This is a genomic window from Mongoliimonas terrestris, assembly GCF_001927285.1.
GTDB lineage: Bacteria > Pseudomonadota > Alphaproteobacteria > Rhizobiales > Pleomorphomonadaceae > Chthonobacter > Chthonobacter terrestris.
The window spans coordinates 1-26,571 of the sequence record NZ_MSIG01000004.1 but is presented as its reverse complement, the minus strand read 5'-3'; the positions used below and the strand labels follow the sequence as shown (position 1 = coordinate 26,571).

At 70.4% G+C, this 26,571-nt stretch carries 28 protein-coding genes; 11 read left to right on the top strand and 17 right to left on the bottom strand.

What is annotated here, in order from left to right:
- Positions 1 to 19: 19 nt before the first annotated feature.
- Positions 20 to 679, top strand: a complete 660-nt coding sequence (locus tag BUQ68_RS06615) for a class II aldolase/adducin family protein (RefSeq protein ID WP_075215470.1) — start codon at positions 20 to 22, stop codon at positions 677 to 679.
- 20 nt (positions 680 to 699) lie between these two features.
- Here the strand turns inward: BUQ68_RS06615 and BUQ68_RS06610 are convergent, their stop codons facing one another.
- The 3 genes from BUQ68_RS06610 to BUQ68_RS06600 all read right to left on the bottom strand — a co-directional run bounded on the left by BUQ68_RS06610 (position 700) and on the right by BUQ68_RS06600 (position 3,611).
- Positions 700 to 1,236, bottom strand: coding sequence for a MarR family winged helix-turn-helix transcriptional regulator (locus BUQ68_RS06610; protein ID WP_083656351.1), 537 nt, complete (start codon positions 1,234 to 1,236; stop codon positions 700 to 702).
- Positions 1,233 to 2,384 carry an Acg family FMN-binding oxidoreductase gene (locus tag BUQ68_RS06605; RefSeq protein ID WP_075215468.1) on the bottom strand — a complete coding sequence of 384 codons (1,152 nt, stop codon included), beginning with the start codon at positions 2,382 to 2,384 and terminating at the stop codon, positions 1,233 to 1,235. The genes BUQ68_RS06610 and BUQ68_RS06605 overlap by 4 nt, the downstream gene beginning before the upstream one ends.
- Before the next feature lie 180 nt (positions 2,385 to 2,564).
- Positions 2,565 to 3,611 carry an aldo/keto reductase gene (locus tag BUQ68_RS06600; protein ID WP_075215171.1) on the bottom strand — a complete coding sequence of 349 codons (1,047 nt, stop codon included), beginning with the start codon at positions 3,609 to 3,611 and terminating at the stop codon, positions 2,565 to 2,567.
- 285 nt (positions 3,612 to 3,896) lie between these two features.
- Between BUQ68_RS06600 and BUQ68_RS06595 the strand changes: the two genes are divergently transcribed.
- Positions 3,897 to 4,805 carry an AraC family transcriptional regulator gene (locus BUQ68_RS06595; RefSeq protein WP_075215170.1) on the top strand — a complete coding sequence of 303 codons (909 nt, stop codon included), beginning with the start codon at positions 3,897 to 3,899 and terminating at the stop codon, positions 4,803 to 4,805.
- 43 nt (positions 4,806 to 4,848) lie between these two features.
- Here the strand turns inward: BUQ68_RS06595 and BUQ68_RS06590 are convergent, their stop codons facing one another.
- The 3 genes from BUQ68_RS06590 to BUQ68_RS06580 all read right to left on the bottom strand — a co-directional run bounded on the left by BUQ68_RS06590 (position 4,849) and on the right by BUQ68_RS06580 (position 6,488).
- Positions 4,849 to 5,103, bottom strand: coding sequence for a DUF2312 domain-containing protein (locus tag BUQ68_RS06590; protein WP_075215169.1), 255 nt, complete (start codon positions 5,101 to 5,103; stop codon positions 4,849 to 4,851).
- 282 nt (positions 5,104 to 5,385) lie between these two features.
- Entirely contained in the window at positions 5,386 to 5,691 is a 306-nt protein-coding gene (locus BUQ68_RS06585; protein WP_075215168.1) for a DUF1244 domain-containing protein, read from the bottom strand.
- A complete protein-coding gene (locus tag BUQ68_RS06580) occupies positions 5,688 to 6,488 on the bottom strand; it encodes an N-formylglutamate amidohydrolase (RefSeq protein WP_083656395.1) in 801 nt (266 codons plus the stop codon). The genes BUQ68_RS06585 and BUQ68_RS06580 overlap by 4 nt, the downstream gene beginning before the upstream one ends.
- Positions 6,489 to 6,667: 179 nt before the next feature.
- On the opposite strand from BUQ68_RS06580, the gene BUQ68_RS06575 reads away from it, so the two are divergent.
- The 3 genes from BUQ68_RS06575 to pyk all read left to right on the top strand — a co-directional run bounded on the left by BUQ68_RS06575 (position 6,668) and on the right by pyk (position 9,772).
- The gene (locus tag BUQ68_RS06575) at positions 6,668 to 7,558 is read left to right on the top strand and encodes a DMT family transporter (protein ID WP_075215166.1); all 891 of its coding nucleotides are present in this window, start codon (positions 6,668 to 6,670) and stop codon (positions 7,556 to 7,558) included.
- 358 nt (positions 7,559 to 7,916) lie between these two features.
- A complete protein-coding gene (locus tag BUQ68_RS06570; protein ID WP_075215165.1) occupies positions 7,917 to 8,339 on the top strand; it encodes a DUF1036 domain-containing protein in 423 nt (140 codons plus the stop codon).
- On the top strand, positions 8,336 to 9,772 hold the full coding sequence (gene pyk / locus BUQ68_RS06565) for a pyruvate kinase (protein ID WP_075215164.1): 1,437 nt from the start codon (positions 8,336 to 8,338) through the stop codon (positions 9,770 to 9,772). The genes BUQ68_RS06570 and pyk overlap by 4 nt, the downstream gene beginning before the upstream one ends.
- A gap of 144 nt (positions 9,773 to 9,916) precedes the next feature.
- Here pyk and BUQ68_RS06560 read toward each other — a convergent pair whose 3' ends face one another.
- Positions 9,917 to 11,311: an aminotransferase-like domain-containing protein gene (locus BUQ68_RS06560; RefSeq protein ID WP_075215163.1), complete on the bottom strand. Its 1,395-nt coding sequence runs from the start codon at positions 11,309 to 11,311 to the stop codon at positions 9,917 to 9,919.
- Positions 11,312 to 11,395: 84 nt separating this feature from the next.
- Here BUQ68_RS06560 and BUQ68_RS06555 point away from each other — a divergent pair, with 84 nt between their 5' ends.
- Positions 11,396 to 12,259, top strand: coding sequence for a DMT family transporter (locus tag BUQ68_RS06555; RefSeq protein ID WP_075215162.1), 864 nt, complete (start codon positions 11,396 to 11,398; stop codon positions 12,257 to 12,259).
- A gap of 127 nt (positions 12,260 to 12,386) precedes the next feature.
- Here the strand turns inward: BUQ68_RS06555 and BUQ68_RS06550 are convergent, their stop codons facing one another.
- From BUQ68_RS06550 to BUQ68_RS06530, 5 genes are all read right to left on the bottom strand, one after another.
- Positions 12,387 to 13,349: an alpha/beta fold hydrolase gene (locus BUQ68_RS06550; protein WP_210215594.1), complete on the bottom strand. Its 963-nt coding sequence runs from the start codon at positions 13,347 to 13,349 to the stop codon at positions 12,387 to 12,389.
- 46 nt (positions 13,350 to 13,395) lie between these two features.
- Positions 13,396 to 14,118: a tetratricopeptide repeat protein gene (locus BUQ68_RS06545; protein WP_075215161.1), complete on the bottom strand. Its 723-nt coding sequence runs from the start codon at positions 14,116 to 14,118 to the stop codon at positions 13,396 to 13,398.
- Positions 14,119 to 14,210: 92 nt separating this feature from the next.
- A complete protein-coding gene (ykgO, locus tag BUQ68_RS06540; protein ID WP_075215160.1) occupies positions 14,211 to 14,336 on the bottom strand; it encodes a type B 50S ribosomal protein L36 in 126 nt (41 codons plus the stop codon).
- A gap of 328 nt (positions 14,337 to 14,664) precedes the next feature.
- Positions 14,665 to 16,233 (bottom strand): methyl-accepting chemotaxis protein, encoded by a 1,569-nt coding sequence (locus BUQ68_RS06535; protein WP_175577750.1) that lies wholly within the window; start codon positions 16,231 to 16,233, stop codon positions 14,665 to 14,667.
- 251 nt (positions 16,234 to 16,484) lie between these two features.
- Positions 16,485 to 17,312 carry an aldo/keto reductase gene (locus BUQ68_RS06530; RefSeq protein WP_075215158.1) on the bottom strand — a complete coding sequence of 276 codons (828 nt, stop codon included), beginning with the start codon at positions 17,310 to 17,312 and terminating at the stop codon, positions 16,485 to 16,487.
- A gap of 284 nt (positions 17,313 to 17,596) precedes the next feature.
- Between BUQ68_RS06530 and BUQ68_RS06525 the strand changes: the two genes are divergently transcribed.
- Positions 17,597 to 18,805 carry a hypothetical protein gene (locus tag BUQ68_RS06525; RefSeq protein ID WP_075215157.1) on the top strand — a complete coding sequence of 403 codons (1,209 nt, stop codon included), beginning with the start codon at positions 17,597 to 17,599 and terminating at the stop codon, positions 18,803 to 18,805.
- A gap of 51 nt (positions 18,806 to 18,856) precedes the next feature.
- Here BUQ68_RS06525 and BUQ68_RS06520 read toward each other — a convergent pair whose 3' ends face one another.
- Positions 18,857 to 19,510, bottom strand: coding sequence for a helix-turn-helix transcriptional regulator (locus BUQ68_RS06520; RefSeq protein ID WP_075215156.1), 654 nt, complete (start codon positions 19,508 to 19,510; stop codon positions 18,857 to 18,859).
- 161 nt (positions 19,511 to 19,671) lie between these two features.
- On the bottom strand, positions 19,672 to 20,652 hold the full coding sequence (locus tag BUQ68_RS06515; protein WP_245293182.1) for a PfkB family carbohydrate kinase: 981 nt from the start codon (positions 20,650 to 20,652) through the stop codon (positions 19,672 to 19,674).
- 37 nt (positions 20,653 to 20,689) lie between these two features.
- Here BUQ68_RS06515 and BUQ68_RS06510 point away from each other — a divergent pair, with 37 nt between their 5' ends.
- A complete protein-coding gene (locus tag BUQ68_RS06510) occupies positions 20,690 to 21,574 on the top strand; it encodes a GntR family transcriptional regulator (protein ID WP_342586986.1) in 885 nt (294 codons plus the stop codon).
- Positions 21,575 to 21,587: 13 nt separating this feature from the next.
- Entirely contained in the window at positions 21,588 to 22,031 is a 444-nt protein-coding gene (locus tag BUQ68_RS06505; protein ID WP_083656348.1) for a winged helix-turn-helix domain-containing protein, read from the top strand.
- A gap of 64 nt (positions 22,032 to 22,095) precedes the next feature.
- On the opposite strand, the gene modC is transcribed toward BUQ68_RS06505, so the two are convergent.
- Entirely contained in the window at positions 22,096 to 23,223 is a 1,128-nt protein-coding gene (gene modC, locus BUQ68_RS06500) for a molybdenum ABC transporter ATP-binding protein (protein WP_075215154.1), read from the bottom strand.
- Positions 23,220 to 23,918 carry a molybdate ABC transporter permease subunit gene (modB, locus tag BUQ68_RS06495; RefSeq protein ID WP_075215153.1) on the bottom strand — a complete coding sequence of 233 codons (699 nt, stop codon included), beginning with the start codon at positions 23,916 to 23,918 and terminating at the stop codon, positions 23,220 to 23,222. The genes modC and modB overlap by 4 nt, the downstream gene beginning before the upstream one ends.
- 327 nt (positions 23,919 to 24,245) lie before the next feature.
- On the opposite strand from modB, the gene BUQ68_RS06490 reads away from it, so the two are divergent.
- Positions 24,246 to 24,833, top strand: a complete 588-nt coding sequence (locus BUQ68_RS06490; RefSeq protein ID WP_075215152.1) for a GNAT family N-acetyltransferase — start codon at positions 24,246 to 24,248, stop codon at positions 24,831 to 24,833.
- A 350-nt stretch (positions 24,834 to 25,183) separates the two neighbouring features.
- A complete protein-coding gene (locus BUQ68_RS06485; RefSeq protein WP_075215151.1) occupies positions 25,184 to 25,882 on the top strand; it encodes a hypothetical protein in 699 nt (232 codons plus the stop codon).
- Between the two features lie 133 nt (positions 25,883 to 26,015).
- On the opposite strand, the gene BUQ68_RS06480 is transcribed toward BUQ68_RS06485, so the two are convergent.
- Positions 26,016 to 26,165, bottom strand: coding sequence for a DUF1127 domain-containing protein (locus BUQ68_RS06480; protein ID WP_139315166.1), 150 nt, complete (start codon positions 26,163 to 26,165; stop codon positions 26,016 to 26,018).
- Positions 26,166 to 26,571: the final 406 nt, after the last annotated feature.

Here is a 26,571-nt window from a genome sequence, read left to right as displayed (position 1 = left end):
GACGCTTCTCCGCCGCCAGATGGTGGAGACCTGCCGGCGCATGAATTCCAGCGGCATCAACCAGGGCACCGCCGGCAACCTTTCGGTGCGCACGCCGACCGGATTCCTGATCACCCCGTCGTCCCTGCCCTACGACACCATGATGCCGGAGGACCTCGTGGAGATGGACTTCGACGGGACCTATGTGGGCCGGCGCCCGTCGTCCGAATGGCGCTTCCACCGGGACATCCTGAAGAACCGGACGGACATCGACGTGGTGCTGCACTGCCACTCCGTCTACGCGACCACGCTCGCCTGCCACCACAAGACCATCCCGAGCTTCCACTACATGACCGGCATCGCCGGCGGCACCACGATCCGCTGCGCCGAATACGCCACCTTCGGCACCCAGGCGCTGTCCGACAACGCCCTGAAGGCGCTGGAGGGCCGCACCGCCTGCCTGCTCGGCCAGCACGGCCAGATCTCGCTCGGCAAGACGCTGGAAAGCGCCCTCTGGCTCGCCATCGAGGTGGAGACCCTGTCGCGCATGTATGTGCAGGCGCTGACCCTCGGCGAGCCGCCGGTGCTGCCGGACGACGAGATGGAGCGGGTGATCGGCCAGATGAAGCGCATGAGCTACGGCCTCGCGCCCGACCCGGACGGCACCAACGACGTGGCGCGCCCGCGCCCGGCGCTCTGACGGACGCCGGAACACGGCGGTCAAACCTCGTCGCGGCGCCGGTCGAGCAGGGCGCGCAGGCGCTCCAGGAACGGCAGGGCCGCGGCGATGGGCTCCGGCCCGATCTCGCCGACGAGGAAGGCCAGTTCCGGCTGGAGCTGGCGGATCGCGTCGCCATGGGCGGCGCGGCCGGCGCCGGTGATGTCCACGCGCTTGGACCGGCCGTCCTTCGGGTCCGGCCGGACCGCGATCCAGCCGGCGCGCTCCAGGTGGCCGAGGGTGTTCGTCATGGCGCCCTTGGTGACCTGCATGGCATTGGCGATCTGCAGCGGCGTGCGGTCGCCGCCGAGGCGGGTCAGGTGGTTGAGCACCACGAACTGCGGCAGCGTCATGGTGCCGGGCATGGCCCGCTCGAAGGACGTGCCGGACAGCTGGGCGATGATGGCGATCTCGTTGAGGAGCCGGAAGGCGAGCGCATGGTCCCCTGCGGCGGCGGAGGGCTCGCCGCCCTCATCGCCGCGCTCGGTGCCGGCCGCAGCGGCCGTTGCGCTCTCGCCGCCCAGATCCTCGTCCGTCATGCCGCCCTGATCCGCGTTTCATAGGGCCAGCGGGGGCCAGCCTTCACCGAGGGACCATAGCCGAGCCGGGCAAACATTTGCAGCGTATGCTCCGGCGGAATGCCGAGCGCCTGTCGCAGGCCGTCGAAGTGCGGGCGCATCTCGGCGAACTCCTGCAGGGCCTGGCTGAACGGATGCATGGCGACGCCGAGGCGCGTGGCCGCAAGGTTGAGGCGGACCCAGTCACGCCCTGCCTCGATCTGCTCCGCGCGGCTGTTGCCCGGGGTGATCGTCCAGACAAACGCCATGGCGGTGTCGAACGGGACCTTCATGGCGGCGAGCTGCTGGGCGAAGACGTCGGACGTGGTGTCCAACATGGCGTCGCGCGGCATCATGCCGGCAAGCTGAAGCGCCTCGAAGACGGGGCCCGGGAGGTCGATGCCGTCCGGGTTCGCCTCGATCTCCCGTTTGCCGATGCGCAACAGGTCGACGCTCTCCTTGGCGGTCGCGTAGGTGGTCATCTCCGTGCGGAGCGCATCGAAGGCTTGGCCGCGGAGAGCGGCCACCCGGGCCGGGTCGTTGGTGAAGGCGACCGGATGGACGCGTGCTGCGGCCGCGATCGCGGCAAGGCTCTCCGTCGCCACCGGCCGGGTCGTGTCGTAGGCCTCCTTGTTGGAACGGCGGTCGAGCACGGCAGCGAACAGCGGATCGCGGGCGACCGCCTCGTCCCGAATGAAGCGGACCCGCGCGACAGGCCGGCCGTCGAGGCGCGGCTGCGGCGCGCCGTCGGGGAAGACGGCGATGTCCGTGCGGTAGCCGTCCTCGGCCGCCGCAAGGGCGAGAAGCTCCAGGAAGCAGCCGAGGCCGATGGTGATCTGCCGGTCGAACGGATCCGTGTGCGGCAACCGCCGGTCCGGATCGCAGAAGAGGGTCAGGACCTCCGGCACCGAGAGATCCGCCACCCAGGGCTGGCGGTTGTGCGGGTTGGGGGCGAGCACCGCGAAGGAGAGCGCCCGCCGGCGCGGATCCGCCTCGCCGCCCTGCCCCGCCGTCTCCCACGGGCGGCGGGCGCCGGCCGGGTCACGGGTGGTGGCCCAGAGCGTCGCGCTCGTGGCGGCGAGCACCACGCCGCCGCCGAAAAGGGTGAGGAATACACGCCGGTTCGTCATCGTCGCCTCCATTGGTTCAATATCAAACTATATAGTTCAACATCAAACCAGATGCAAGCGGCGATCGGTCGGATCGACCGAAATGGCCTCGTCGCGGCGGAGCGGCGGTCCGGTCGCCCGGTGCGCCGGGCCGACTCCCGAACGCGGGAGTCGGCCCGATCAACGAGCGTTCGGAACGCCTTAGCGGGTGGTCATGGCCGCCGGCATCAAGCCCTTGCGGTAGGCGCCCTGGCGCTCGATCATCCAGCCGGGATATTCCGGCGCGAGCGCGCTGACGGCGTTGAGCGCCTCAAGGTCGGCGTCGGTGAGGCGGACGCCGGTGGCGCCGATGTTGTCGACCAGCTGGTCGACCCGCTTGGCGCCGACGATCACGCTGGTGACGACCGGCTGGTGCAGGAGCCAGGCGAGCGCCACCTGGGCCACCGTCGCCCCGTGGGCGGCCGCGATCGGGCGCATGGCCTCGACGGCGGCGAAGCCCCGGTCCTTGTCGATGGGCGGGAAGTCGAAGGTGGCCCGCCGGCCCTCGGTGGTGCTGCCGTCGCGGTCGTACTTGCCGGAGAGGAAGCCACCGGCGAGCGGGCTCCACACCATCAGGCCGACGCCTTCGGACGCGAGCATCGGCACGATCTCCCGTTCCAGGTCGCGGCCGGCGAGCGTGTAGTAGGCCTGCAGCGAGCGCGGCGGGGCGAGGTTGCGCCGCTGCGCGATGCCGAGCGCCTTGGCGACCTGCCAGGCCGCCCAGTTGGAGACGCCCACGTAGCGCACGAGCCCCTGGCGGACGAGCGTGTCGAGCGCCTCCAGCGTCTCCTCGATCGGGGTCGCGGCGTCGAAGCCGTGCAGCTGGTAGAGGTCGATGTGGTCGAGCTGCAGCCGCTTCAGGCTGTTGCGCGCCTCGGCGAGAATGTGGGCGCGCGAGGCGCCGGTGCCGTTCGGGCCCGGTCCGACGCGGCCGAACACCTTGGTGGCGATCACCAGTTCGTCGCGGGGCAGGCGGAGGTCGCGGATCGCCTGGCCGGTGATCGTCTCCGACCGGCCTTCGGCGTAGACGTTGGCGGTGTCGATGAAGGTGATGCCGGCGTCGAAGGCGGTCTTCACCAGGGCGTTGGCCTCGCTCTGGCCGAGCTGGCCGATCTGGCCCCAGAGGCCCTCCTGGCCGCCGAAGGTCATGGTGCCGAGGCAGAGTTCGGACACGAAGAGGCCGGTGCGGCCGAGCATGGTGTAGCGCATGGGATGGTCTCCGGTGGCGGACGGGACAACGGCGGGGCCGCGTTAGGACTAGACGGCGGCAAGGCCGCGTTGAGACAAGACGGCGGCAGGGCCGCGTTTAGACAAGAAGGCGGCAGCGCCGCCAGGGGGGACGAGACGGCGGCGGGGCCGCAGGGGGAGAGATCGCACCAAGGGCCGTGCCTCCGGTAGCGCGATGCTCTCCGATCCTTGCACGATCCTCTCGGACATGCCGGCGCGTGGCCTGCCCCCCTTGCCGAACGCCGCGGCGACGGCGAGGATCCGGCCATGCATGCTTCCATCACCCTCCTCAAGGACCTGATCGACCGGCACAGCGCCGAAGGACGGCGCCAGACCGCCGTTCCCCGGCTCGCGCTCATGCGCTCCACCACGCCGACGCTGCCCATGGGCACGCTCTACAATCCGGTCGTCTCCTTCGTCGCCCAGGGCTCCAAGCGGCTGATGCTGGGCGAGGAGAGCTACGAGTATGACGCGGCGAAATACCTGATCGTCTCGGTCGACCTGCCGGTGACCGGCGGCATCCATCGCGCCAGCCCGGAGGCGCCCTACCTGGCGGCGAGTCTGGCGCTGGAGCCGAAGCTGCTCGCCGACGTGCTGATCGACATGGGGGACGGCGGGATGGACGCCGACTGTTCGGCGGGGCTCGCCGTGTGCGCGGTGAGCGACGAACTGCTCGACGCCGCCGCCCGGCTCGTCGGCCTCCTGGACCGGCCGGAGGACATTCCGGTAGTGGCGCCGCTGATCGAGCGGGAGATCCTCTACCGGCTGCTCTGCGGCAAGCAGGGCCGGCTCCTGCGCCAGATCGCCCGCGCCGACAGCCGGCTGTCGCGGGTCGGCCGGGCGATCGCCTGGATCCGGGCCCACTATGCGGACGCCTTCGCGGTCGACCGGGTGGCCGAGGTGGCGGGCATGAGCCCGGCCTCGCTGCACCGGCATTTCAAGGCGGTGACGACGCTGAGCCCGCTGCAGTACCAGAAGCAGATCCGCCTGCAGGAGGCGCGGCGGATGCTGATGGCGCAGTCGGCCGACGCCGCCTCCATCGGCTTTGCGGTCGGCTACGAGAGCCCGAGCCAGTTCAGCCGCGAGTACGCCCGCCTGTTCGGCGCCCCGCCCGGCCGCGACGCGGCTCGGCTGCGCGCCGCCACGCTGCCGCCGGACGGCGCGATGGCCGGATAGGGATCACGGGCGCGCGGCGCCGGATGGCCCGGCGCGCCGGGCCTCACGCCATCCCGAGCGCGCTCTTGTAGAGCTCCAGGATCGCCTCTTCCTCTTCGCGCTCGTGCGGCTCCTTGGCGCGCAGGCGGACGATGGCGCGGATGGCCTTCACGTCGTAGCCCCGGCCCTTCGCCTCGGCATAGACGTCGCGGACGTCGTCGGCGATCGCCTTCTTTTCTTCCTCGAGGCGCTCGATGCGCTCGATGAACTGCTTCAACTCGTCGGCGGCGACGCCGGTATCCGCGACTTCTGCGACCATGGTGATCGACCTCTCGTCAGTCTCTTCGACAGTCTCTGGGCCGGCCCGGTCTTGAACGACCGGCCGGACGGGTGGGCGTGTGTTTAGCGCACCGGGGCCGGGTCGATCACGCGGAAACTGCGGTTGACCACAGCCGATCCGACCCGAAGGACCGCGGCGGCCCTCGGGGCCGCGGCGGCCTCGGCCAAGCAAGTGGAGCCGGCTTGGTTAAGATTGCGTGACCGGCGGATGCCGAAGAGTGCATCCGTCGATCGGCTCACGCGCGGACGGCGTGGGACGCGGTCAGTGCTGCGGGCGATTCTTCTCGAAGGCGGCGAGGCTGTCGGCGGTCGTCTCGCGCTGGTTCTTCGCCTGCCATTCGGCGTAGGGCATGCCGTAGACGAGCGCGCGGCTCTCCTCCTTGGTGAGGGGGAGACCCTTGGCGTCGGCGGCGTCCTTGTACCAGTTGGCGAGGCAGTTGCGGCAGAAGCCGGCCAGATTCATGAGGTCGATGTTCTGCACGTCGGAGCGCTCCGACAGGTGCTGCAAGAGGCGGCGGAAGGCAGCAGCCTCCAGTTCAATGCGGGTCTTCTCGTCGAAGTCGGTCATGACGGCGGGTCCTCGGTCAGATGACGGGCGGGTGTCTTGCCGAGCGGAACGGCAGGACGGCCGGCCCGGTGGTCGGCACGCGAGCCGTAGTGGCGGACAGTATGGAGCGTCGGGTCGGCCAGAATGGGGCGGAGGAGCCGCCACAGGAGGTCGCCCCAGGCGTCGGCGTCCGCCGCGGCCTCGATCAGGTCCTGGCGGATCTCCACCAGACCGTGGGCAAGGCCGCGCAGCGTGCCGTGGCGGTAGAGCGTGTCCTTCTTCAAGGCCCCGTCGTAGGGCTCGTTGTCGCCGACGACGAGGCCGGGCTCGCGCTGGAGCGCCGCGACCAGCGGATGGGCGAGGCGGTCGTCCAGGTCCCAGAGGAGACCCACGTGCCAGGGCCGCGGCACGCTCTTCCAGGCGGGCGTGAAGGAATGGATGGAGACGATGACCGGCGCCGCGCCGACGGCCGACGCCGCGTCGAGGTGCGCGGCGATCGCGTCGTGGTAGGGCCGGTGGAAGCGCTCCAGGCGGCGGGTGCGCTCGGCGCCGTCCGAGCGGGCGTTGCCGGGGATGATGGCGCCGTCGGAGAGGCGCATCAGGAGGGTCGGGTCGTCCTCGCCCCGGTTCGGGTCGATCAGGAGGCGCGAATAGGTGGTCATCAGGGCCGGCGCACCCGACAGGGCGGCGAGCCGGCGGGTGACCGCGGCGGCGCCGATGTCGTAGGCGATGTGGCGGCGGAATTCGGGCGCCGGGAGGCCGAGGTCGCCGTAGTCCGGCGGCAAGGCGTTGGAGGCGTGATCGCAGAGGAGGAGCATGCCGGCCGACCAATCGCCCGCGATGGTCTCGACCGGCTGAAAAGATGACGTCACGCCTGTCCCAAACCCCCGATCCCGTTTACAACGCCCAGACAATAGGCAGTCTTGCCCGCGCTTGCCAGACCTCGCCACCCCCGCGCGCCCGCTCCATCATCAGACCCGATCGACGCAACCCCTCCATGTCCGTCTCCAAGTCCGCCGCTCCGCCGGTCTCGCCGTTCGCCACCGCCTTCGCGGCGCTCGTCCTCGGCGCCATGGCGATGGGCGTCTCGCCCGTGATGGTCCGCCTCGCGGACGTGGGTCCGTTCGCCAGCGCCTTCTGGCGGGTCGCCCTGGCGCTGCCCATCCTCTACGTCTGGGCCCGGTCGGAAGCCGGGTCGGCGGCGATGGCGGCGGCCTTCCGTACGCCCGCCGTGCTGATGGCGGGGGCGCTGTTCGCCGGCGACCTCGTGTTCTGGCACCTCGCCATCATGAACACCACGGTCGCCAACGCGACCTTCCTCGCCACGATGGCGCCGCTCTGGGTCGTGCTCGGCTCGTGGGCGGTGATCGGCGAGCGGGTGGACCGGTCCACGCTCCTCGGCCTCGCCCTTTGCGTGGCGGGCGGCGGGGTGCTGCTCGGCGGCTCCTATGCGCTGGCGCCCGACCGGATCCTCGGCGACGTCTACGGCATCATCACATCCCTGTTCTTCGGCGGCTATTTCCTGGCGCTCCGGGTGGCGCGGCGGACGGTGGCGACCGGCGCGGCCACGTTCGCGTCGAGCGTCGTCACGGCGGTGGCGCTTCTTGGCGTCGCGGCGGTGCTGGAGCCGACGCTGCTGCCGGCATCGCTTGGCGGCGTCGCGGCGCTCTTCGGGCTCGCCTTCATCAGCCACGCGGGCGGCCAGGGGCTGCTCGCCTTCGCGCTCGGGACCTTGCCGGCGGCCTTCTCGTCGCTGGTGATCTTCCTAGAGGCGGTGGCGGCGGCGCTGATCGCCTGGGCGGTGCTCGGCGAAGCCATCGGCCTGGAGCAGGGACTTGGGGGCATGTTGATCCTGGCGGGCATTTTCATCGCCCGCCCAAGGTCTTGAATGGCGTAATCAGAATACGAACACCCGGCCGCGATTCGCGCGGGCGTCCGGCGCCGAGGGGCCCGGCGGCGGACGGAACCGGGAGAGCAGCAATCCATGCAAAAACCGCATGGGTCAAGGGAAACGGGCGGGCCGTCATGCCGTTCCGGCAGTTGACACCGCGCGACCCCTCACGCGATAAGACGGGCGCCAGCGGATGACGTCGTTAAGGATCACGATGGGAGCGGGACGTAACGAGCGCGGTGCGCGCACCACGCTCGGCCGGTTCGGCGGACGCCCTTCATGCCCGGTCACCCTCGATGGAGACCTTGGGCGGGAACCGGCGGCGCCGAAGCGGGCGCGACGGCTGAAGCGGGCGATGTTCGCCATGGCCGGTGCCACGGCTTTCCTTTTATTCGGTGCATCCGGCGCTCGCGCCGACCTCAGACTTTGCAACAAGACGCAATCCACAGTCTCGGTGGCCATCGGCTACAAGGCCACGGACGGATGGCGCACGGAAGGGTGGTGGAACATCCCGGGCGACAGTTGCGGCACCTTGCTGCCGGGCGCCCTCGGATCGCGCTACTACTACCTCTACGCCGTCGACAGCCAGCGCGGCGGCGAATGGGGCGGCAAGTCATTCATGTGCACGCGACGCAAGATGTTCACCATCCTCGGGGTGGAGGACTGCGTGGCCAGGGGATACGAGCGGACGGGCTTCTTCGAAATCGATACCGCCGAACAGCGCAGTTGGACGATCCACCTCTACCAACCCACCAGAGAGGGAAACGGGTCTCGATGAGACGCAATCGCAAGGTCAAGATCCTCGCCACGCTTGGCCCGTCTTCCTCCGACGAGGAGGCCATCGGCCGCCTCCATGTGGCCGGTGCGGACGTGTTCCGCATCAACATGAGCCACACCACCCACGAGAAACTGCGCGACCTGGTCACCAAGATCCGCGCGGTCGAGGTCTCGCACGGCCGCCCGATCGGCATCCTGGCCGACCTGCAGGGGCCGAAGCTTCGGCTCGGCACCTTCGCCGGCGGGCCGCAGATGCTGACGATCGGTCAGGAGTTCCGTCTGACCAACGCCCGCATCGAGGGCGACGCCACCGGTGTCCACCTGCCCCACCCGGAGATCCTGGAGGCGCTGCGCCCCGGCCACCGGCTGCTGATAGACGATGGCAAGCTGCGTCTGCGGGTGACGCGCTGCGACGGCGAGGTGGCGGTAACCGAGGTGGAGATCGGCGGCAAGGTGTCGGACCGCAAGGGCGTCAGCCTGCCGGACACCATCCTCTCCACCGGCGCGCTCACCGACAAGGACCATGCCGACCTTCTCGCCGCCCTCGACGCGGACGTGGACTGGATCGCCCTTTCCTTCGTGCAGCGGCCGGAGGATGTGGCCGACGTGCGCAAGGTGGTACGCGGCAAGTGCGGGATCATGTCGAAGATCGAGAAGCCCCAGGCGGTGGAGCGGCTCGACGAGATCATGGAGCTGTCCGACGCCATCATGGTGGCGCGCGGTGACCTCGGCGTGGAGATGCCGCTGGAGGCGGTGCCGGGCATCCAGAAGCGCATCACCCGCGCCTGCCGCAAGGCCGGCAAGCCAGTGGTGGTGGCGACCCAGATGCTGGAGAGCATGATCCAGTCGCCGGTGCCGACCCGCGCGGAGGTGTCCGACGTGGCGACCGCCGTGTTCGAGGGCGCGGACGCGGTGATGCTGTCGGCCGAATCGGCCGCCGGCGCCTATCCGGTGGAGGCGGTCACCACCATGAGCCGGGTGGCCGAGGAGGTGGAGAAGAACGAGTATTTCCTCTCCATCCTGAACGCCCAGCGGCCGGACCCGCAGCAGACCGGCGCGGACGTGATCTCGTCGGCGGCCCGACAGATCGCCGAGACGCTGGGGCTTGCCGCCATCGTGTGCTTCACCTCGTCGGGCGCCACCGGCGTGCGCGCCTCCCGCGAGCGGCCGAACACGCCGATCATCGCGCTCTCGCCCAACCGCGCCATGGCGCGGCGGCTGGCGGTGGTGTGGGGCCTCCACTGCGTGGTGAGTGACGACGCGCGCAACCTCGACGACCTCGTCGACCGCTCGTGCCGGATCGCCTACCAGGAGGGCTTCGGCCGGCCGGGCCAGCGGGTGATCATCACCGCCGGCGTGCCGTTCGGCACCCCGGGCGCCACCAACCTGATCCGCATCGCCTTCATCGGCGCCGACGGGCTCGGGGGGATCTGAGTGCCGTCCGGCCGCTGGAGCGTTCTCCGATCGAGTTGAGCGACTTGATCGACGCGAGAGTGCTCCAGCGCGACGACGCCGCGTCCGACAGCGTTGCCCGTCGACGGCGTCGCCGACAGGCCGCAAGAAGGGCCTCCCCGCCCTTCAGACGAGCGTCCGCAGCACCTCGAACGTCCGGCTGTCCTGCATTTGCGCGACGTTGAAGCGCATGAAGGCTCCGGCCGTCTGCGACACGCTGAAGACGTTGCCCGGGGCCAGAACCATATCGCTCCGCAGGGCCGCGCGAGCCAGGTCTCCCGCATCGCAGCCGCCGGGCACGCGGCACCACAGGAACATGCCGGCCCTCGGCTCGATCCAAGGTTCGAAACCGAGTTCCTTGAGGCGCGCTCCGACCTCGCGGCGCGCCCGTTCGAGGCGGCCGCGCAGCCGCTCCGCGTGCTTGCGGTAGCCGCCGTCAGCAAGAACGGTGTGGACGAGGTCCTCATTCAGGCGTCCGCCGCCGAACGTGGTGGCGATTTTGAGATCCACGAGACCGTCGATCAGCGCCGGCTTGGCGGCGATGAAGCCGCAGCGGACCGCCGCCGACAGCGTCTTCGAAAAGCTGCCGATGGCAATGACCCGATCCAACCCGTCGAACCCCGCGAGGCGCGGCGCCGGCTGGTGCTCGAAGTCCGCGAAAATGTCGTCCTCCACGATCACCAGCCCATGCTGGTCCGCAAGCTTGAGGATCTTGTGGGCGACCACTGGCGAAAGGGTCGCGCCGGTCGGATTGTGCACGGCCGAATTCGTGATGTAGAGGCGCGGCCGGTGCGCGGCCAGAACGGCCGCGAACGCATCCAGGTCCGGACCCACGGGCGTGTAGGGAACGCCGACCATCCGAACGCGATGGGCCCGCAGCAGGGCCTGGAAGTTGAAGTAGCACGGGTCGTCGACGAGGACGGTGCTGCCGGGTTCGAGCAGGGTTCGGCACAGGAGGTCGATCGCCTGGGTTCCGCTCTCGGTCAGGATGATCTGATCCGGTGCCGCTTCGACGCCGCGCTCGCCGAGCCGCCTGCCGATCAGCTGTCTGAGCGGCGGCAGGCCGAGGGGAGACGCATAGTTGGCAAGGGCGTCCGCTCCCCCGCGAGAGGCGGCGCGCAAGCCGGCCCTGATCCTCGCCTCCGGCAACCACGACGCCGGCAGCCATCCACATCCGGGCTTGGGTACGGCATCGTCCGTCTCCAGCGATTGCCGCGACACCCAGAGCGGATCGATGGCGCGGTCGCGTTTCGGTCCGATCGCCGACAGGGTCATCGGGGTCGCCTGGGCGGCGACATAGAAGCCGGATCCAGGCCGCGATGCGATCACGCCATCGGCGACGAGGCGGTTGTAGGCCTCCACGACGGTCGAGACGGAGACCTGCAGGGAGCGAGCCATCGATCGCACGGACGGCAGCTTGGAGCCAGCCGACAGGCACCGTGAGGCGATTCGCTGATGGATGGTCGCCATGACAAGGCCGCTGCGACTCGGGCGTTCCATTCGTACTGCTTCAACGGCCATAACAGTTCGCTCCATCCGTACTGGACTGTAGCTGGCGGAGTGATCTGAACCAAGCGACAAGACCGCCCGACGATGGAGGGTGTGATGAACCGGGCGACAAGCGGATGGATCAACGGGTTGATCGGGGTGATCATTTTCAGCGGGTCGCTGCCGGCCACACGTGTGGCAGTCCAGTCGTTCGATCCGGTGTTCCTGACGGTCGCACGCGGCGCGATCGCCGGCGTTCTGGGGTGCGCCCTGCTGCTCGTCTTCAAGGAGCGCCGTCCGTCCCGCACCGAGCTGCCATCGCTGGTGATCGTGGCGCTTGGCGTCGTGGTCGGCTTCCCTCTCCTGACGGCCTTCGCCCTGAAGCACGTCACGGCCGCCCACTCCATCCTGTTCATCGGCCTGCTGCCGTTGAGCACGGCCATCTTCGGCGTCATCCGAGGCGGCGAACGCCCGAAGGCGGCGTTCTGGGCGTTTTCGCTCCTCGGCAGCGCTCTCGTCGCCGGCTTTACCGTGTCGCAAGGGCTCTCCGCGTCACCGATCGGCGACAGCCTCATGCTGGCGGCCATCATCGTCTGCGGCTTCGGCTACGCGGAAGGGGCCGTCTTGTCTCGGGTGCTCGGCGGGTGGCAGGTCATATCCTGGGCCCTGGTCCTGGCGCTGCCGCCGCTGCTGGTGCTGACCCTTCTTCAATGGCCGGCCTCTCTCGCCAGCGTCTCGGCACCGGCGTGGCTCAGCCTCGGCTATGTCTCCCTGTTCAGCATGCTCATCGGGTTCGTGTTCTGGTATCGGGGCCTCACACAAGGCGGCATCGCCACGGTCGGACAGTTGCAACTGCTGCAGCCCTTCTTCGGACTGGCACTCGCCGCCGCGCTTCTGGGGGAATCGGTCACGCCGACGGCGATGCTCGTCACCGTGGCCGTTGTCGGTTGCGTCGCGGGCGCGCGAAGGTTCGCGAACTAGGCCGGCGAGGCAGGCATGAGCCGCCGTTCATGCGGCTTTTCGCGTGCCTCTGTCCGATCGATCGCGGCGGCCTGCAGTGACCCCGACATCGATCGGTGGATTCCACCCGATCGGGACATGCTCTCGATCAGGCGGCGGCGGTGGCGTTCGAGGCGCGCGCGGTCACGCGGGCGATGGCCTCCGCCACAACGTCCGGCCGGGTGTGGTGGGGCATGTGGCCGACGCCCGGCAGGACGATCAGCTCGGCGCCGGGGATGTCGCGCTTCAGACCGTCCGAGTGGATCGACGGCAGGACGATGCCGTCCGTGTCGCCGGTAACGATGACGGTGGGCGCGGTGATCTCGGCATAGCGCGGCGCGAGGGCGGTGACGTTGGCCTTCAGGTCCGTCACGTCCTCGGCGTTGGCGATGAAGGACCGGGGCCGCAGCACCAGCTCCACATGGGCGTCTTCCGTGTAGCGGGCCGGTACCGGTTCCGGTGCGAAGACGCCGGCCGCCGCCTTGTCGAGGGCGAGCCGGCCGAGCGGATAAACGAGCGTCCAGGCGAACAGGCGGCCGATCACCGGATGGGCGGCGATCGGATAGTACCAGGTGACGCCGCCCGGCCAGGGATGCGTCGCCGGCGCCACGAAGACGAGCCCGGCCACCTTGTCCGGATGGAGCACGGCGAGTGCCGCGGCGACCGATCCGCCCCACGAATGGCCGACCACCACCACCTTGCCGGTGCCGAGCGTCTCCAGCAGGCCGGCGATCACGCGCGCCTGCGCGGCCGGAGCGGAGAAGCTGCGGTCGGGCCGGGCTGAATGGCCGTGGCCGGGGCGGTCCACGAAGATCACCCGCCGGTCCGTCAGGCGGCCCGCCATGGCGGCGCGTGGCTCGTTGAGATTGCCGCTGGCGCCGTGGAGGAAGAGCACCGGGGGGCCGGCGGCAGAATCGGTGGCCGGCTGGTCGAGATAGTGGAGGCGTACGCCTTCGACGGTCGCGTAGGCGCCGACGGCGGCAAGCCGCGCGGCGAGGCGCCGGGTGGCGAGCGCCGTCCAGGCAGCAAGACCGCCGAGGATCAGCACGATGGCGCCGAGGACGGTCAGCATGCCGCCCGGCCGTGTCGGCCCGCGAGGACGCCGTCCGGCATGGGGCTCAGATGCCCCGTCCGGCGGCCCGCTCGTCCAGCTTGTCGAGCGCCTCCTGGACGGACTTCAGCTGCGGCGCGATGGCGAGCGCCCGCCGGTAGATGTCGCGCGCCCGCTCCGTCTCCTCGATCTCGGCCAGGATGGCGCCAAGGCCGGTGAGAGCGCCGAAGTGGCGCGGCTCGAGCGCCAGGGTGCGGCGGATGTCGCCGATCGAGCGGGTGTAGTCGTCGATGAGGTAGTAGACCGTGGCGCGGCGGTTGTAGGCCTCGGCGAAGTCCGGCTTGAGGGCGACCGCGTCGTCCAGGAGATCGAGGGCGGCCGGATAGTTCTTGGCGGCGATGGCCCGGTCGGCCCACTCCATCAAAAGGTCGACGGTGGCGCTGCCGCTGGTGGTGATGATCCGCAGGATCCGCTGCTCCAGCGGATGGGACTCCATCGGCGTCTTCGCCGTGGCGAGTTGCTCAAAGAGCGGGTCCAGCTCGGCGGCGGGGTTCTCCGGCAAGGCGGACTTGACGGCCCGGTCGGCGGACGGTGGGGCGCGGCGGGCGGCGCCCGGATCGATGCTGTCGAGGCTCGGCTCGGACGGGGCGACACCCTGGTCCGGCGCGGCGGGTGGCGGCGGCGGGACGATCGTCTGCGCGCCGGCAGAAACACCGGCGAGCGAAAGGCCTGCCGCCAGCATCAGGACGGCGGCGCGGCGAGCGGAGCGGAAGCGATCAAACGAAGACATGCCGGGAAGATAGACCTCCCGGCATGCCGCGTCGAGCCGTTCGACAAGATGTGAACACGGGGCGGCCGCCTGAGGCGACGCCCGCCGGGGCTTCAGCCCTGGCGCGCCTTGTAGCGCGGGTTCTTCTTGTTGATGATGAAGATGCGGCCCTTGCGGCGCACCAGGCGGTTGTTCCGGTCGCGGCCGAGGAGGGACCGCAGCGAGTTCTTGATCTTCATGGGTACGTTCCCTTCCGAACCCACGAACCGCCGGCGGAGCCGCGCGCGCCCCACGGGGGAAGCGGCGGGCCTCTCAGCCACGATTCGACCGGATCCGATCTTTTGTGCTGAAACGGACTGGCGGAAAACCCCCTGTCCGAGGTCGCGCGGACCATAAGGATGGCGCCCGCGGATGTCAACGGCGCGCCGGCCGGGAGACGCGGCGACGGCGCTGGCCCACCGACAGTGGCCCCCGATGCTGACACCGATCACCAGGAGCCTTCGTGCGGCCAGGAAAACGGAACCGGGCGGTCCGAAGCCCGCCCGGTCGAGGTCTTGCAGGCTGGCCTCAGGCGGCCTTCATGCTGGAGAGGAAGCGGTCGAGCTTGGACTGCAGCTCGTTCGCCTGGGTGCCGAGGCGGGTCGCCGCGGCGAGAACCTCGCGGGAGGCGGTGCCGCTCTTCACCGCCGTCTTCTGCACGTCCTCGATCACCGCCGCCACGTGGCCGGCGCCGTTCGCCGCCTCGGTGATGCGCGAAGCGATCTCGCCGGTGGCGGCGTTCTGCTGCTCCGCCGCGGCCGCGACCGCGCCGGTGATGGTGTCGAGGGTGCTGATGCGCCCGGAGATGTCGGCGATGCGGCTGACCGTGCGGGCGGTGGAGGACTGGATGGCGCCCATCTGCGCCTCGATGTCCTGGGTCGCCTTGGCGGTCTGGTTGGCGAGCGCCTTCACCTCGGAGGCCACGACGGCGAAGCCGCGGCCCGCGTCACCGGCCCGGGCCGCCTCGATGGTGGCGTTGAGGGCGAGAAGGTTGGTCTGCTCGGCGATCGCCTGGATCATGGCGACGATGACGCCGATCCGGCTGGTGCCATCCGCCAGCGCCTTCACCTCCTCGTCCGTGGCATGGGCTTCGCCCACCGCCTGGTTGATGAGCTGCGAGGCGTCGCTGATCTGGCGGCCGATCTCCGCGATGGAAGCGGACAGCTCCTGCGAGGCGCTGGCGACCGCCTGGACGCTGCCGGAGGTTTCGTTGGAGGCGCGGGCCACGCTGGCCGAGCGCTCGGAGGTGGCGGCGGCGTCGCCGGCCAGGACCTCGGCGGCGCCGATCAGGGTGCGCGAGGCGGACGCCACCTCGTCGATCAGGCCGCCCACTTCCGAGCGGAACCGGTTGGTGAGTGCTTCCGTCTCGGCAAGCCGCTCGGCCACCATGTCGGCGTCGCGCTGGCGCTGCGCGGCGCGGGTGTCCTCCGCGGCCTTGAGCGCCGTGGTCAGACGGGAGATGGTGCGCCACAGGCGGCCGATCTCGTCCCGGCCGGCGGTCTCGGCGACCTTGGCCGAGTAGTCGCCCTCGGACACGCGCTCCAGCACGGTCGTGACGGCGCGCAGCGGACGGACGATGGTGCGAAGGCCGATGAAGGTGGCGATGCCGGCACCGAGGACGATGCCGACCCCGGCGATGACGAGGATCAGCTGCGCGCGCTGGGTGTGAAAGGCTTCCAGCGACGACACCACGGCGTCCAAGGCCCCCTGGTCGGTCTCCACGAGCGCGTCGATGCTGGCCTGGAACTGCTTGCGGTTGGTCCGGTTCGCTTCGTTGTTGCCGAGGGCGTTGGCCGCCTGGGGCGACTCCTCCTCGGCAAGACGCGCCACCTCGGTCCGGAAGGCGATGAATTCCTTGGACTTGGCGAGCACCGGCTCGAACACGGCCTTCTCGTCGGCCGAAATCTTGGACTGCCAGTCGGCAAGATGGGCGTCGATGTTGCCAAGCACCTTGCGAAGGCCCGCCGCGAAAGGCTTGGCGGCTTCCTGGTCGGCAGCCGCATAGATGCCACGGGATTCCATCACGGCCGCGGTCACCAGGCGATTGAGCCGCTCGCCCTTGAACGCCCGTTCCGAGGCGACCCGGTACTGTTCCATTTGTTGGTCATATGCATTCATCGACTGCAGGGCGAGGCCGGCGATGGCGGCGGCCAGCAGGCCCAATACGGCAACGATGGCATAGATTCTTGTTTGTATTGGCATTTTGTATGCTCCTATGCGGTCCATGCACAAGAGAAATACTCGCCTCTCCTAAAAGAACTCATAACTGTCAATGCATGCGATCTCCTGCGCCGCGATGCACAAATGCGCATCGGCGCAGGAAATCAGTGACGATGACCGGTTCGCCCTCAGGCGGTCCAGTCCGGCGCGAGATCGGCGGGGGAGACCAGGCGGCCCGTCGGCGCGCCGATGCGGTTGATGGCATGCATTTCCTCGTCGCTGAGCTCGAACGAGAAAATGTCGAAGTTCGCCCGCATGCGCTCGGGGTTGGAGGCCTTCGGGATGGCGATGACGCCGGGCTGTTGGATCAGCCAGCGCAGCGCCACCTGGGCCGGATCGCGCTTCTTCAGGTCGGCCATGCTGGAGACCGTCGGCTCGTCGATGACCCGCCCCTGGGCGAGCGGCGAATAGGCGACGAGGGCCATCTTGTGGCGCGCGAGCGTCTCCTTCAGCGCGGACTGGTCCAGGAAGGGGTGGTACTCCACCTGGTTGACCGCGAGGGTCCCACCGGACACCGCGGCGGCCCGGTCGGTCTGCTCCCGGTTGAAGTTGGAGATGCCGATGGCGCGGGTGTAGCCTTTCTCCCGGGCGGCGACGAGCTGTTCGATGGTCTCCTCAAGCGTGGTCTCGAACTTCGGCCAGTGGATGAGCAGCAGGTCCACCCGGTCGAGGCGGAGCTTGGCAAGGCTCTCCTCCACGGACGCCAGCATGCGGTCCGGATGGGTGTTGGTCGGCCAGACCTTGGTGGTGACGAAGAGGTCGTCGCGCGGAACGCCCGACGCCGCGATGGCGGCGCCCACGTCGGCCTCGTTCTCGTAGATCTGGGCGGTGTCCAGGTGGCGGTAGCCCACCTCGAGGGCCTCTTCCACCACCCGGCTGCCGTCGGCGCCCTTCACCTTGTAGGTGCCGTAGCCGAGGACCGGGATGGAGATGCCGTTTGCGTCGACGTCGAACATGGAAAGGCTCCTAGGGTGGGCAGGCGGGGTGAGCGAGGGCTGAGGCGCGACGATGGTCGACCGGGGAACGCACGGCAGGCGGTTCGGGTTCGCACAAGCCGGCCGGCGAACAGTGGACCGAAACGGGCGCGCCGGAGGTGTTCCGCGTCGAAGCGCGCCGCCCGCTCCGCGCCATGTTTGACGCGTAGATCATTCTTGCAAGGGGCTGAGACCGCTTCAGCCGTCGATCGAAAGCGGGTGCTCATCTGGACAGGCACCCTGCCAGACCAACACCGGGAGTCCGCATGCGGTTCACCGCCACCGTCAACGTTCGGCGCGCCATCGGGCTGCTCGCCGTCCTGCCAGCCTCCGTCAGGCAGCACGGCGCGCGGTGTGTCTCGGGTGTGGCCGCGGTCGCGGCGACGCTGCTCGCGCTCTCCGGCCCGGCCGCCGCTCAGTGGTGGAACCCGTTCGACCGCGGTCCGGTCTACCTGGAGCCGCCACCGGACTATGGCGACCCGCCGCCGGTCTACCGGCCACGGTTGCCGGACGCCTACGACGCGCCGCCGCCGGGCTATGACGACCTGCCCCCCGACACCGGTTTCGTGCCGGATCCGGACTACGGCAACCGGGCACCCGGCTGGCGGGAGGGACGGCGACCGGTTCCGCCCGCCGACCTTCTCTACGAGGAGGACCTCGACCCGGGCGCGGCGCCGCGCGGCTATTCCAACCGCCGCGACCGCGACCGCCGCCTTCCGCCCGAGGGAGACTGGTACGAGGACCGCGACAGCGCGGCCGTTCCGGACCCCTACGGGATGGACGCCTACGAGGATCCCTACGCACGAGGCCCCGCCAGCGACCCCTACGGGCAGGATCCCTACGGGCGAGACCCGTATGGCCAGGATCCCTATGCGGCCGATCCCTATGGGCCGCCGCCCGGCACCCGGAGCGGACCGCCGGCGGACGACGGCTGGGGCGCGCCCACGCGCAGGCGGCAGGCCTATTCGGTCGAGGCGCTGGAGGCGCTTTCCGTCTACGGCCCCGCCAAGCGGAGCGCGGTGGCGGTCTCCGACGCCTTCCAGCGCACCACGGCGCTTCGCCAGGTGAACACCTGGCTGATCAGCCAGGCCGCGCGGCCGGCGACCGCGGAGAGCATCCGGGCGATCGATCGGCTGCTCGGCATCGACGTCTCCGACCCGGCCACCACGGCGCTGCCGCCGGCGGGCACGTCGGTGGAACGGCCGAAGGCCGGCAAGAGCGATCCGGCCATGGACGCCGGCATCGACAGGATCGCCGCCTATGCCAACGACAAGGCGGACGCGCTCGACCGCGGCGGGCCGGACGGCGAAGACGCCCGATCGGCCGAAACGCGCCTGGCGGACGGGCTCGACGGGGGGCTGGAGCCGAAGGCCATCGCCGGGCTCGACGCCTATCTGGGGCTCGGGGAGGACGCCGCGCTGGTGCAGGCGCCGGAGGCCGCGCCTGGCACGACGGACGGCGGCGTGGTGCGCTGAACAAGCCCGTCGCGGAAACGCCGTCCCCGAAAAGCGACCAACTGCGACGCCTCAGGGCATGTCGAAGGTCTTCAGGAGCGCCACGAGCGCGCCTTGCTGGCGGGTGTCGGTCTTGGTGAAGATGCGTGCCACGTGGGTGCGCGCCGTGTTGATCGAGATGCCGAGGTCGCCGGCGATCTCCGCCATGGAGCGACCGCGCATCAGGCCGCCCGCCACACGCGTCTCCGCCCGGGTCAGCCCGAACAGGCCGTGGACGGTGTCGAGATCCGGTTCCCGGTCGGCGGCGCGCATGAGGAGCATCACCGGTGGCCGCCCGCCGTCCGCCGCGAAAGGCCGTGGGTCGGGTGTTTCGATCGCCTTCAGGCGGAGCGCAATCGTCGGTGCGGCACCGGCGGCGGCGACGAGGACCGCGGGCCTGCGGCACGGCAGGCCGTCCTGGATCTGGCGGACGGCCAATTGCAGGTGCTGGGCAAGATCGGGCTCCTTGACGACCAGCCGGTCCTTCAGCCGGCCAATCGTTCCGCCTTCGCGGTCGAGGAGATCGCAGGCGACCCGATTGGCGTACTCGATCTCCAGGCGCCGGCCGAGGATCGCGATGCCGGTCCCCAACTGGTCGAGAACGAGGCTGGCAGCGAAGGCACCCGACGGCGTATGTCCGTCGGCCAGCCAGGGGTCGACCGGTATGGCGCCTGTGCCTGCAACCATCGGCTTGCCTCCCTCGCACAGCGGCCGGTGATCGGCGACGGCCGGCCTGACGAGACACTGGTGAAAGTAGCAAAAGGCTGCCGACGGCACAACGACCAAAAACAGTCCAAAAATTCCGCCCCTCGGGCCCAGGGCGCAGAGACCTGCATGTCGGCGCCGATTCAGGACGCCGCGGCGAGAAGAGCGGCAAGGTCGGCCGGTCGCGGCAGGCCGTCCAGGATGCCGAACCGCCGGACGATGTGGGCGCCGCAGGCCGCTCCGTGGCGGAGGGCCTCCGTGTGCGGCAGGCCCCGCGAAAGGGCAACGGCGAACCCGGCGGTGAAGGCATCCCCTGCCCCGATGGTGTCGACGGCCTCGACCGGAAAGGCGGGCTGGCGGAGCATGGCCGCGTCCGGTGTCAGGAGAAGCGCGCCGCGATCTCCGAGGGTGACCACCAGGATCTCCGGGCCGGTGCCGAACAGCCGCGCGGCGACGGCCGTGGCGAGGCCTTCCGCGCCCGCGTGCGCCGGAACAGCGAGATGGTCCGCCAGCTGGGTGAGTTCCACCGCGTTGACCACCAGGATGGACGTGTGGGCGAGGATGGCCGGCGCGATCGGCCGGAAGGGGGACGGGTTGAGAAGGGTGCGCCGGCCCGCCGCCCGGGCGAGGGCGAACGCGTGCGCCACCGGCGCGTCGGGCAGCTCGAACTGCGCGAGGGTCATGTCGGCGGCCCGCAGGCGCGCGGCGGCGCGGTCCACGTCGGCGGCGGAAAGGCAGGCATTCGCCCCCGGATAGACGGCCAGGAAGTCCCGCCCGCCGGGAGCCACGAAGCCGATGCCGGCGCCCGTCGCGGTCGGGTAGACGACCCGCATGGACGCGGGCAGGCCTTCCGCCGCCAGGGCTTCGGCGGCGAGCACGGCGTAGAGGTCGGTCCCGACGGCCATCACGCCGTCGACCGCGGCGCCGAGCCGGCGCGCCGCCACGGCAAGGTTGAAGCCCTTTCCGCCGGCTTCCAGCGAGAAGGCCTCCGCGGCCATCGATTCGCCGACGAGCGGCAGCCGGGCGACCTTGGCGACGCTCGCCGCGACGAAGCTCGCCAGCACGAAGAGCGACGGCGGCGGGCCGTCGGCAGGGGATGACGCGGGCACGGGGTCGGTGGACACGGGCGGGGAACCACAAGGCGGGGTGGACAGGAGTGGGGTGGAGACGGCTATTGTGGACGAGCGTGTGATGGGCACGCGGGCGGTGGATGCGGGCGCCCTCTCGGACGGGTGGATCATGAACGGGACCGGCACGGCCCGGCCAGCTCCGGATGCCGCGGACTATAGCGTGGAACCGCCGTCGCTTTACCGGATGATCCGGTTGCGCGAGGACACGGCCCTGCCGATCTACCAGCAGCTGGAGCGGCAGATCGCCTCGCTGATCGCCGACGGCAGCCTGGCGCCCGGATTGACGTTGCCGGCGGAGCGCCAGCTGGCGCAGCACCTCGGCCTCAGCCGCGCCACCGTGCAGCGGTGCTACCAGTCGCTGCGCCGGCGCAACCTGCTCGGCGCCAACGGCCGGCATGGCTCCACCGTCCAGGGGCCGGACCAGCGGCTGCAGAGCGGCATGGACCGGCTGAAGAGCTTCACCGAGGAGATGCGGGAGATCGGCCGCGAGCCGTCCGCGCGGGTGATCCGCTGCGAGATCGGCTGCAACGAGGCCATCGCGCCGCTGTTCGGCCTGCGCTCGACGGCGCCGCTGCTGCACCTGGTGCGGGTGCGCTACGGCGACGGCATCCCCATGTCGTTCGAGAACGCCTGGTACAATCTCACCGTCGCGCCGGGCCTTCGTGGTGCCGACCCGAGCGGCTCCATGTACGCGCAGCTCCGCGAGCGCTGCGGCATCGCGCTGACCTGGGCCGAGCAGACCGTGGAGGCCACAATGCCGGACGCCGAGGCGTCGGCCATGCTGGAGTTCGAGGCGCCCGTGCCCTGCCTGCTCCTCAAACGCCGCAGCTATTCGGCGGATGACCAGATGCTCGAATATGCGGTGGGCCTCTTTCGCGGCGACCTCTACAGCTATCGGGTTCGGATGCGGACCTGACGGAGCAAGACCCATGACGCGCGGCAGACCGGCCACCCCCATCGACACGCACCCTGCCTCCACGGATGACGAAGCCGCGCGCGCGCCGCGCCTGCGGTTGCGGGTCGAGTTTGAGAACGGCGGACGGATCGGGCCGGGCAAGATCGACCTCGTGGAGGCGGTCGCCGAGACCGGCTCGATCACGGCGGCCGGACGGCGCATGGGCATGTCCTACCGGCGGGCCTGGCTGCTCCTCGATGCGCTGAACGCCATGTTCGACGAGCCGGTGGTGACCACCTCGGTCGGCGGCGCGAACGGCGGCGGCGCGCTGGTGACGCCGTTCGGCCGGGCGCTGGTGGCGGCCTATCGCGACCTGGAGATGGAGGCGGCCGAAGCCGCGGCCCGGCGGATGGAAGCCTTCCGCCTGAAGCTGAAAGCCGGGCCGGCGCCGCAGCCGGCGGGCGATCCGGACGCATGATCACGCTCTGAAGCGACCGGCGCCAGGGAGGCGTCCGAGGCGCCCCCTCAGACGAGGGGCGCACTCAGACCCGGCGCGGCCCGCGCGGTCCCTCGCCGTCCATCCCGCCGCGGGCGGCGGTGCGCTCGTCCACGGCCACGCTCTTGATGAGAGCCCAGACCCGGTCTCCGGTGTCGAGGCCGAGGTCGTCGAGACCCATGCGGGTGGCGACCGCCGTCAGGACGCCGCCGCCGGAGAGCGCCACGTCGACACTGGCGAGCGGGCCGTCATCGCGCAGGACCCGGAGCACCGTGCCGGATAGCGCCGTGCGGATGGTCACGTTGCGCGGCAGGCTGGTGGCGAGCGCCACGTCGGTGCCGCGCACCACGAGCCGGGTTTCGCGCCCTTCCTCGCCAAGCGGGCCGGAAAGCCAGATCGTGCCCGCCGGGTGGTGGACCGGCGTCATCCCGTAGGCGGTGTCGAACGCACCCACCGTGCCGGCGAGCACCGAGGCGACCGCGAACCGGTTGCCGTCCACCTGGCGGACCGGGCGGAGCACGTCCGCCGGCGCCCCGACGGCGGTGACCTTGCCGGCCTCCAGCATCACCACCGTGGCGGCGAGGCGCGCCACCTCCTCCACCGCGTGGCTGACGTAGAGGATGGGGATGCGGAACTCGTCGCGCAGCCGCTCGATCAGCGGCAGCACCTCCGCCTTGCGGGCCTGGTCGAGGGCGGCGAGCGGCTCGTCCATCAGGAGGAGGCGCGGGCTGGCGAGGAGGGCCCGCCCGAACGCCACCCGCTGGCGCTCGCCGCCGGACAGGGTCGCGGGCCGGCGGTCCAGGAGCGCGCCGATGCCGAGGGTCTCCACCACCGGGTCCAGGCGGATGCGGCGCTCGGCGCGCGGGGTGAACAGGCGGCCGAACAGGAGATTCTGGCGCACGGTGAGGTGCGGGAAGAGCAGCGCGTCCTGGAAGACGAGGCCGATGCGGCGCCGGTTGCGGCGGACGAACACGCGCGCTTCCGTGTCGAGGAGGACCCGGTCGCCGGCGACGATCCGGCCCCGTTCCGGCCGTCTGAGGCCGGCGATGAGGGCGATGAGGGTGGACTTGCCCGAGCCCGACGGCCCGAACAGGGCGGTGATGCCGTCGCCGCCCTTGAAGGCGGCCTCAAGATGGAAGCCGCCCTGGCGATGGCTGACGTCGACCTCGATCATGCGGTCGCCCGGACGCGCGCGGTCGCCCGCCGCTGCAGGAATTCGGAGACGACAAGGGCGGAGAGCGCGATGACGACGGCGACGACCGTGAGGCGAAGCGCCTCCGCGTCTCCGTCGGGCGTCTGCGTGGCCGTGTAGATGGCGGCCGCGATGGTGCGCGTCTCGCCCGGAATATTGGACACGAAGGTGATGGTGGCGCCGAACTCGCCGAGCGCCTTGGCAAAGGCCAGCACGGATCCGACAAGCACGCCCGGCAGGGCGAGCGGCAGGGTGACGAGGAAGAAGGTGGCGATCCGCCCGGCGCCGAGGGTGCCGGCCGCCGCCTCCAGCCGCGGATCGACCGCCTCCAGGGAGAGGCGGATCGCCCGCACCATCAGCGGGAAGCTCATGACGGCGCCGGCGAGCGCCGCGCCGGTCCAGCGGAAGGAGAGGACGATGCCGAAATGATCGGCCAGGAAGGACCCGAGCGGACCACGACGACCGAAGAGGAGGAGAAGGACATAGCCGGTCACCACCGGCGGCAGCACGAGCGGCAGGTGGACGATGCCGTCGACGAGCATCTTGCCGGGAAAGCGGCCCCTGGCGAGGAGGAGCGCCACCGCGATGCCGAAGGGCAGGCTGGCCAGGGTGGCGATGCCGGCGATCCGAACGGAGAGCGCGATGGCGGTCCAGGCGTCGTCGGACAGATCCAGCATGCGCGCCCCGTTCTCCCCTCTCGACCCGCCGGATCCGAGCCCGATGGGACCGGACATGACCGATCGGCAGACTTGCCCACGGCCGCGTTCGAGGCAAGCCGCATCGCGCCGCCGCCGCCGGCCCACCGCCAAAGAGCAGCGTTCTTCCCCATCGTATACACCGGCGGGACTGCCGGCGAGCTCGGAGGTTTGCGGATCCGGCTCGTCGCGCCGCGCAATGCTGCAATGCAATATCACGCTGGACGCAAGGCGTGTTTTCAGGCAGGCAAGCACACGGGAGGACTCATGCGCCGGGAGGAGGGCGCAGGACGTCAGGTCAGGTTGGACATGTCGGACCGTTTGCGCTTCGCCGGTCGCCTCCGCAAACTGCAGAGCCGGGACGCCGCGCTCCTGGAAGGCTTCTTTCTCTCCCTCGACGCGGAGACGCGCCAGTCGCGGTTCCACGGCGCCGTCAACGACGGCTTCCTGCGCCGCCACGCCGCCATGCTGATCGGCGAGGCGGTCGTCTACGGCCTGTTTCTCGACGATGCGCTGGTCGGCGTCGGCGAACTGGTCCTGCCGACGGACCGGGCGACCGGCAAGGCCGAGGCCGCCTTCGTGGTGCTGCCGTCCGCCCGCCGGCGCGGCATCGCGGGACGGCTCCTCAACGCCGTGCTGCGCTCGGCCGCCAACCGGCGATGCCGAAGCCTGATGATCATCTCGCTTCGCGACAATTGGGCCATGCGCAAGCTGGCGGCCCGCACGGCCGCCCGGCTCTCGATCGCCTTCGACGTTCTGGAGGCGGAGATCGCCGTCCCGGCCCCGACCGCCCTCTCCTTCTTCCGGGAGACGATGGCGGACATGTCCGACACCATGGTGTCGCTCGCCACCGACCGGGTGGAGGAGAGCGTCCGCCGGACCGTGTCGCCGGCCTGAAAACGGCAGTCGCCCACCCGGCTGGAACCGAGTGGGCTGAACTGGCAGGGTCTGGTCCTGGGAGCCACGAACCGTGAGGGATCGGTCCGCCGCCAGAAGGCCCCGCGATCGAGGGAAATCGGGGGCCTGAAAGGCCGCCGCCGGAGCTAGGGATCTCCAGGCGACAGCGCGTATTGGTCTGGTTGGCAAGGGCGAGAATGCCGCCGGTTCCGGCCGAGAACCAGTTACAAATCATCCATGATGACGGGAGGATTTCCCCCGCCGCGCGTGCCGGGCGGACGGGCGCCGCCGCTTGCGAACGGCCGTTTCGGGCGTCACCATCCGGGTCGCGAATCGGGGCGGGAGCGGGTGTGTCGGATTTTCGAGCCAGACGGAATGCGGCGGCACAGGCCCGCCTGGCAAAGAGCCTTACACGCCCGCTGCCGCCGGGCGTTCTTGCCCACGGCTTGCGCCAGCCGCTGATCCCGCCGACGCCGCGCGCCATCCTGGAAAGCTACTGGCGCCGCCACCCGCTGCGGGCGGATCTCCTGGCCCGCGCCCTGGCGGCCCGGTCCGGCACGCCGCCCGGCTGGCAGTGGCGGATCGGCGACCCCGGACTGCCGTCCAGCTTCCGATTGCCGCCGGCGCCTTTCCGGGAGGCCGCGCACGCCCTCGACAAGGGCCATTGCGTGGTGTGCGGCCAGCCGGTCTACCGCTGGGGCTGGCACGCCGACCTTTGGGGCGACGGCGCGCCCAACCGGAATGCCACATGGCACGCGGCCTGCGTGACCGCCTGGAAGTTCTGGTGCGCCCCGAGCGACCACGCGATGGCGCTGAAGCGGCGGCAGGGTCACCGCTGCGCGGCGACCGGCAAGCGCCTACTGAAGACCGCCGAGGTGGACCATGCGGTGCCGCTCTACGAGGTCTGGCGCAGCCGCCGCGACCTGCCCTGGCCGGATCTCCTCGCCCACTGGGGCACGCCCAATCTTCAGGTGATCAACCGGGCCGCCCATGTGGAGAAGTGCGCCCGCGAAGCCGGCGCCCGCAGCACCGGCGCCCGCCTGGAGTGACGCCCGCCCATCGACGTCAGAACGCCGCGCCCTGCCGTGCCAGCCGGCGGACAGCAAAAAGCCCCGCACGGGCGGGGCTTTGGGCATGTGCAGGACGGCGGCAAGTCGTGCCGCCGGCTAGGCGAGAGGCAAGTCAGATCGCGCGACCGCGGGCCACGGCTTCGATGTCCATCGGGCGCAGGCCGATGTCGTCGAGTTCGCGGGGGCTGAGAACGGCGAGCTTGTCGTAGACCTTGCGATAGGTCCGATAGGCGTGAATGCGACGGGCGATGGTGCGGAACATAGGGTTCACCGACATTTTTGACCGGTTGGTGCAATTCAAATAGCGACCCTCGCTGCCTTAAAGAAGAGCAGTTTCTGCAGAACCGTTGTGCAGTGCGCGCATGGATTGCGCAATTTCAAGCCATGCCTGGGAAAACGGCGGAGCGCACGGCGCCACCGTGGCGCGCATGAAGGCGCCTTCTCCATCCCCCTCCAAACCGGCGCGACGGCCCTCAAACCACGACGGCCGGCCTGTGTGACCCTGCGCACAGTCGGCGAGGGCCGCGCCGGGCAGGATGTGTTCATCGGCGGACGGGAAACACCGAAGCCGCCGGACAGGACCCAAAGACAGACACCACGCTTCAACCCTCCACCCTCTCCAGACAAGGAAACACGCAAATGCTCTCTCCCTGGCACCTCGCGTTCGG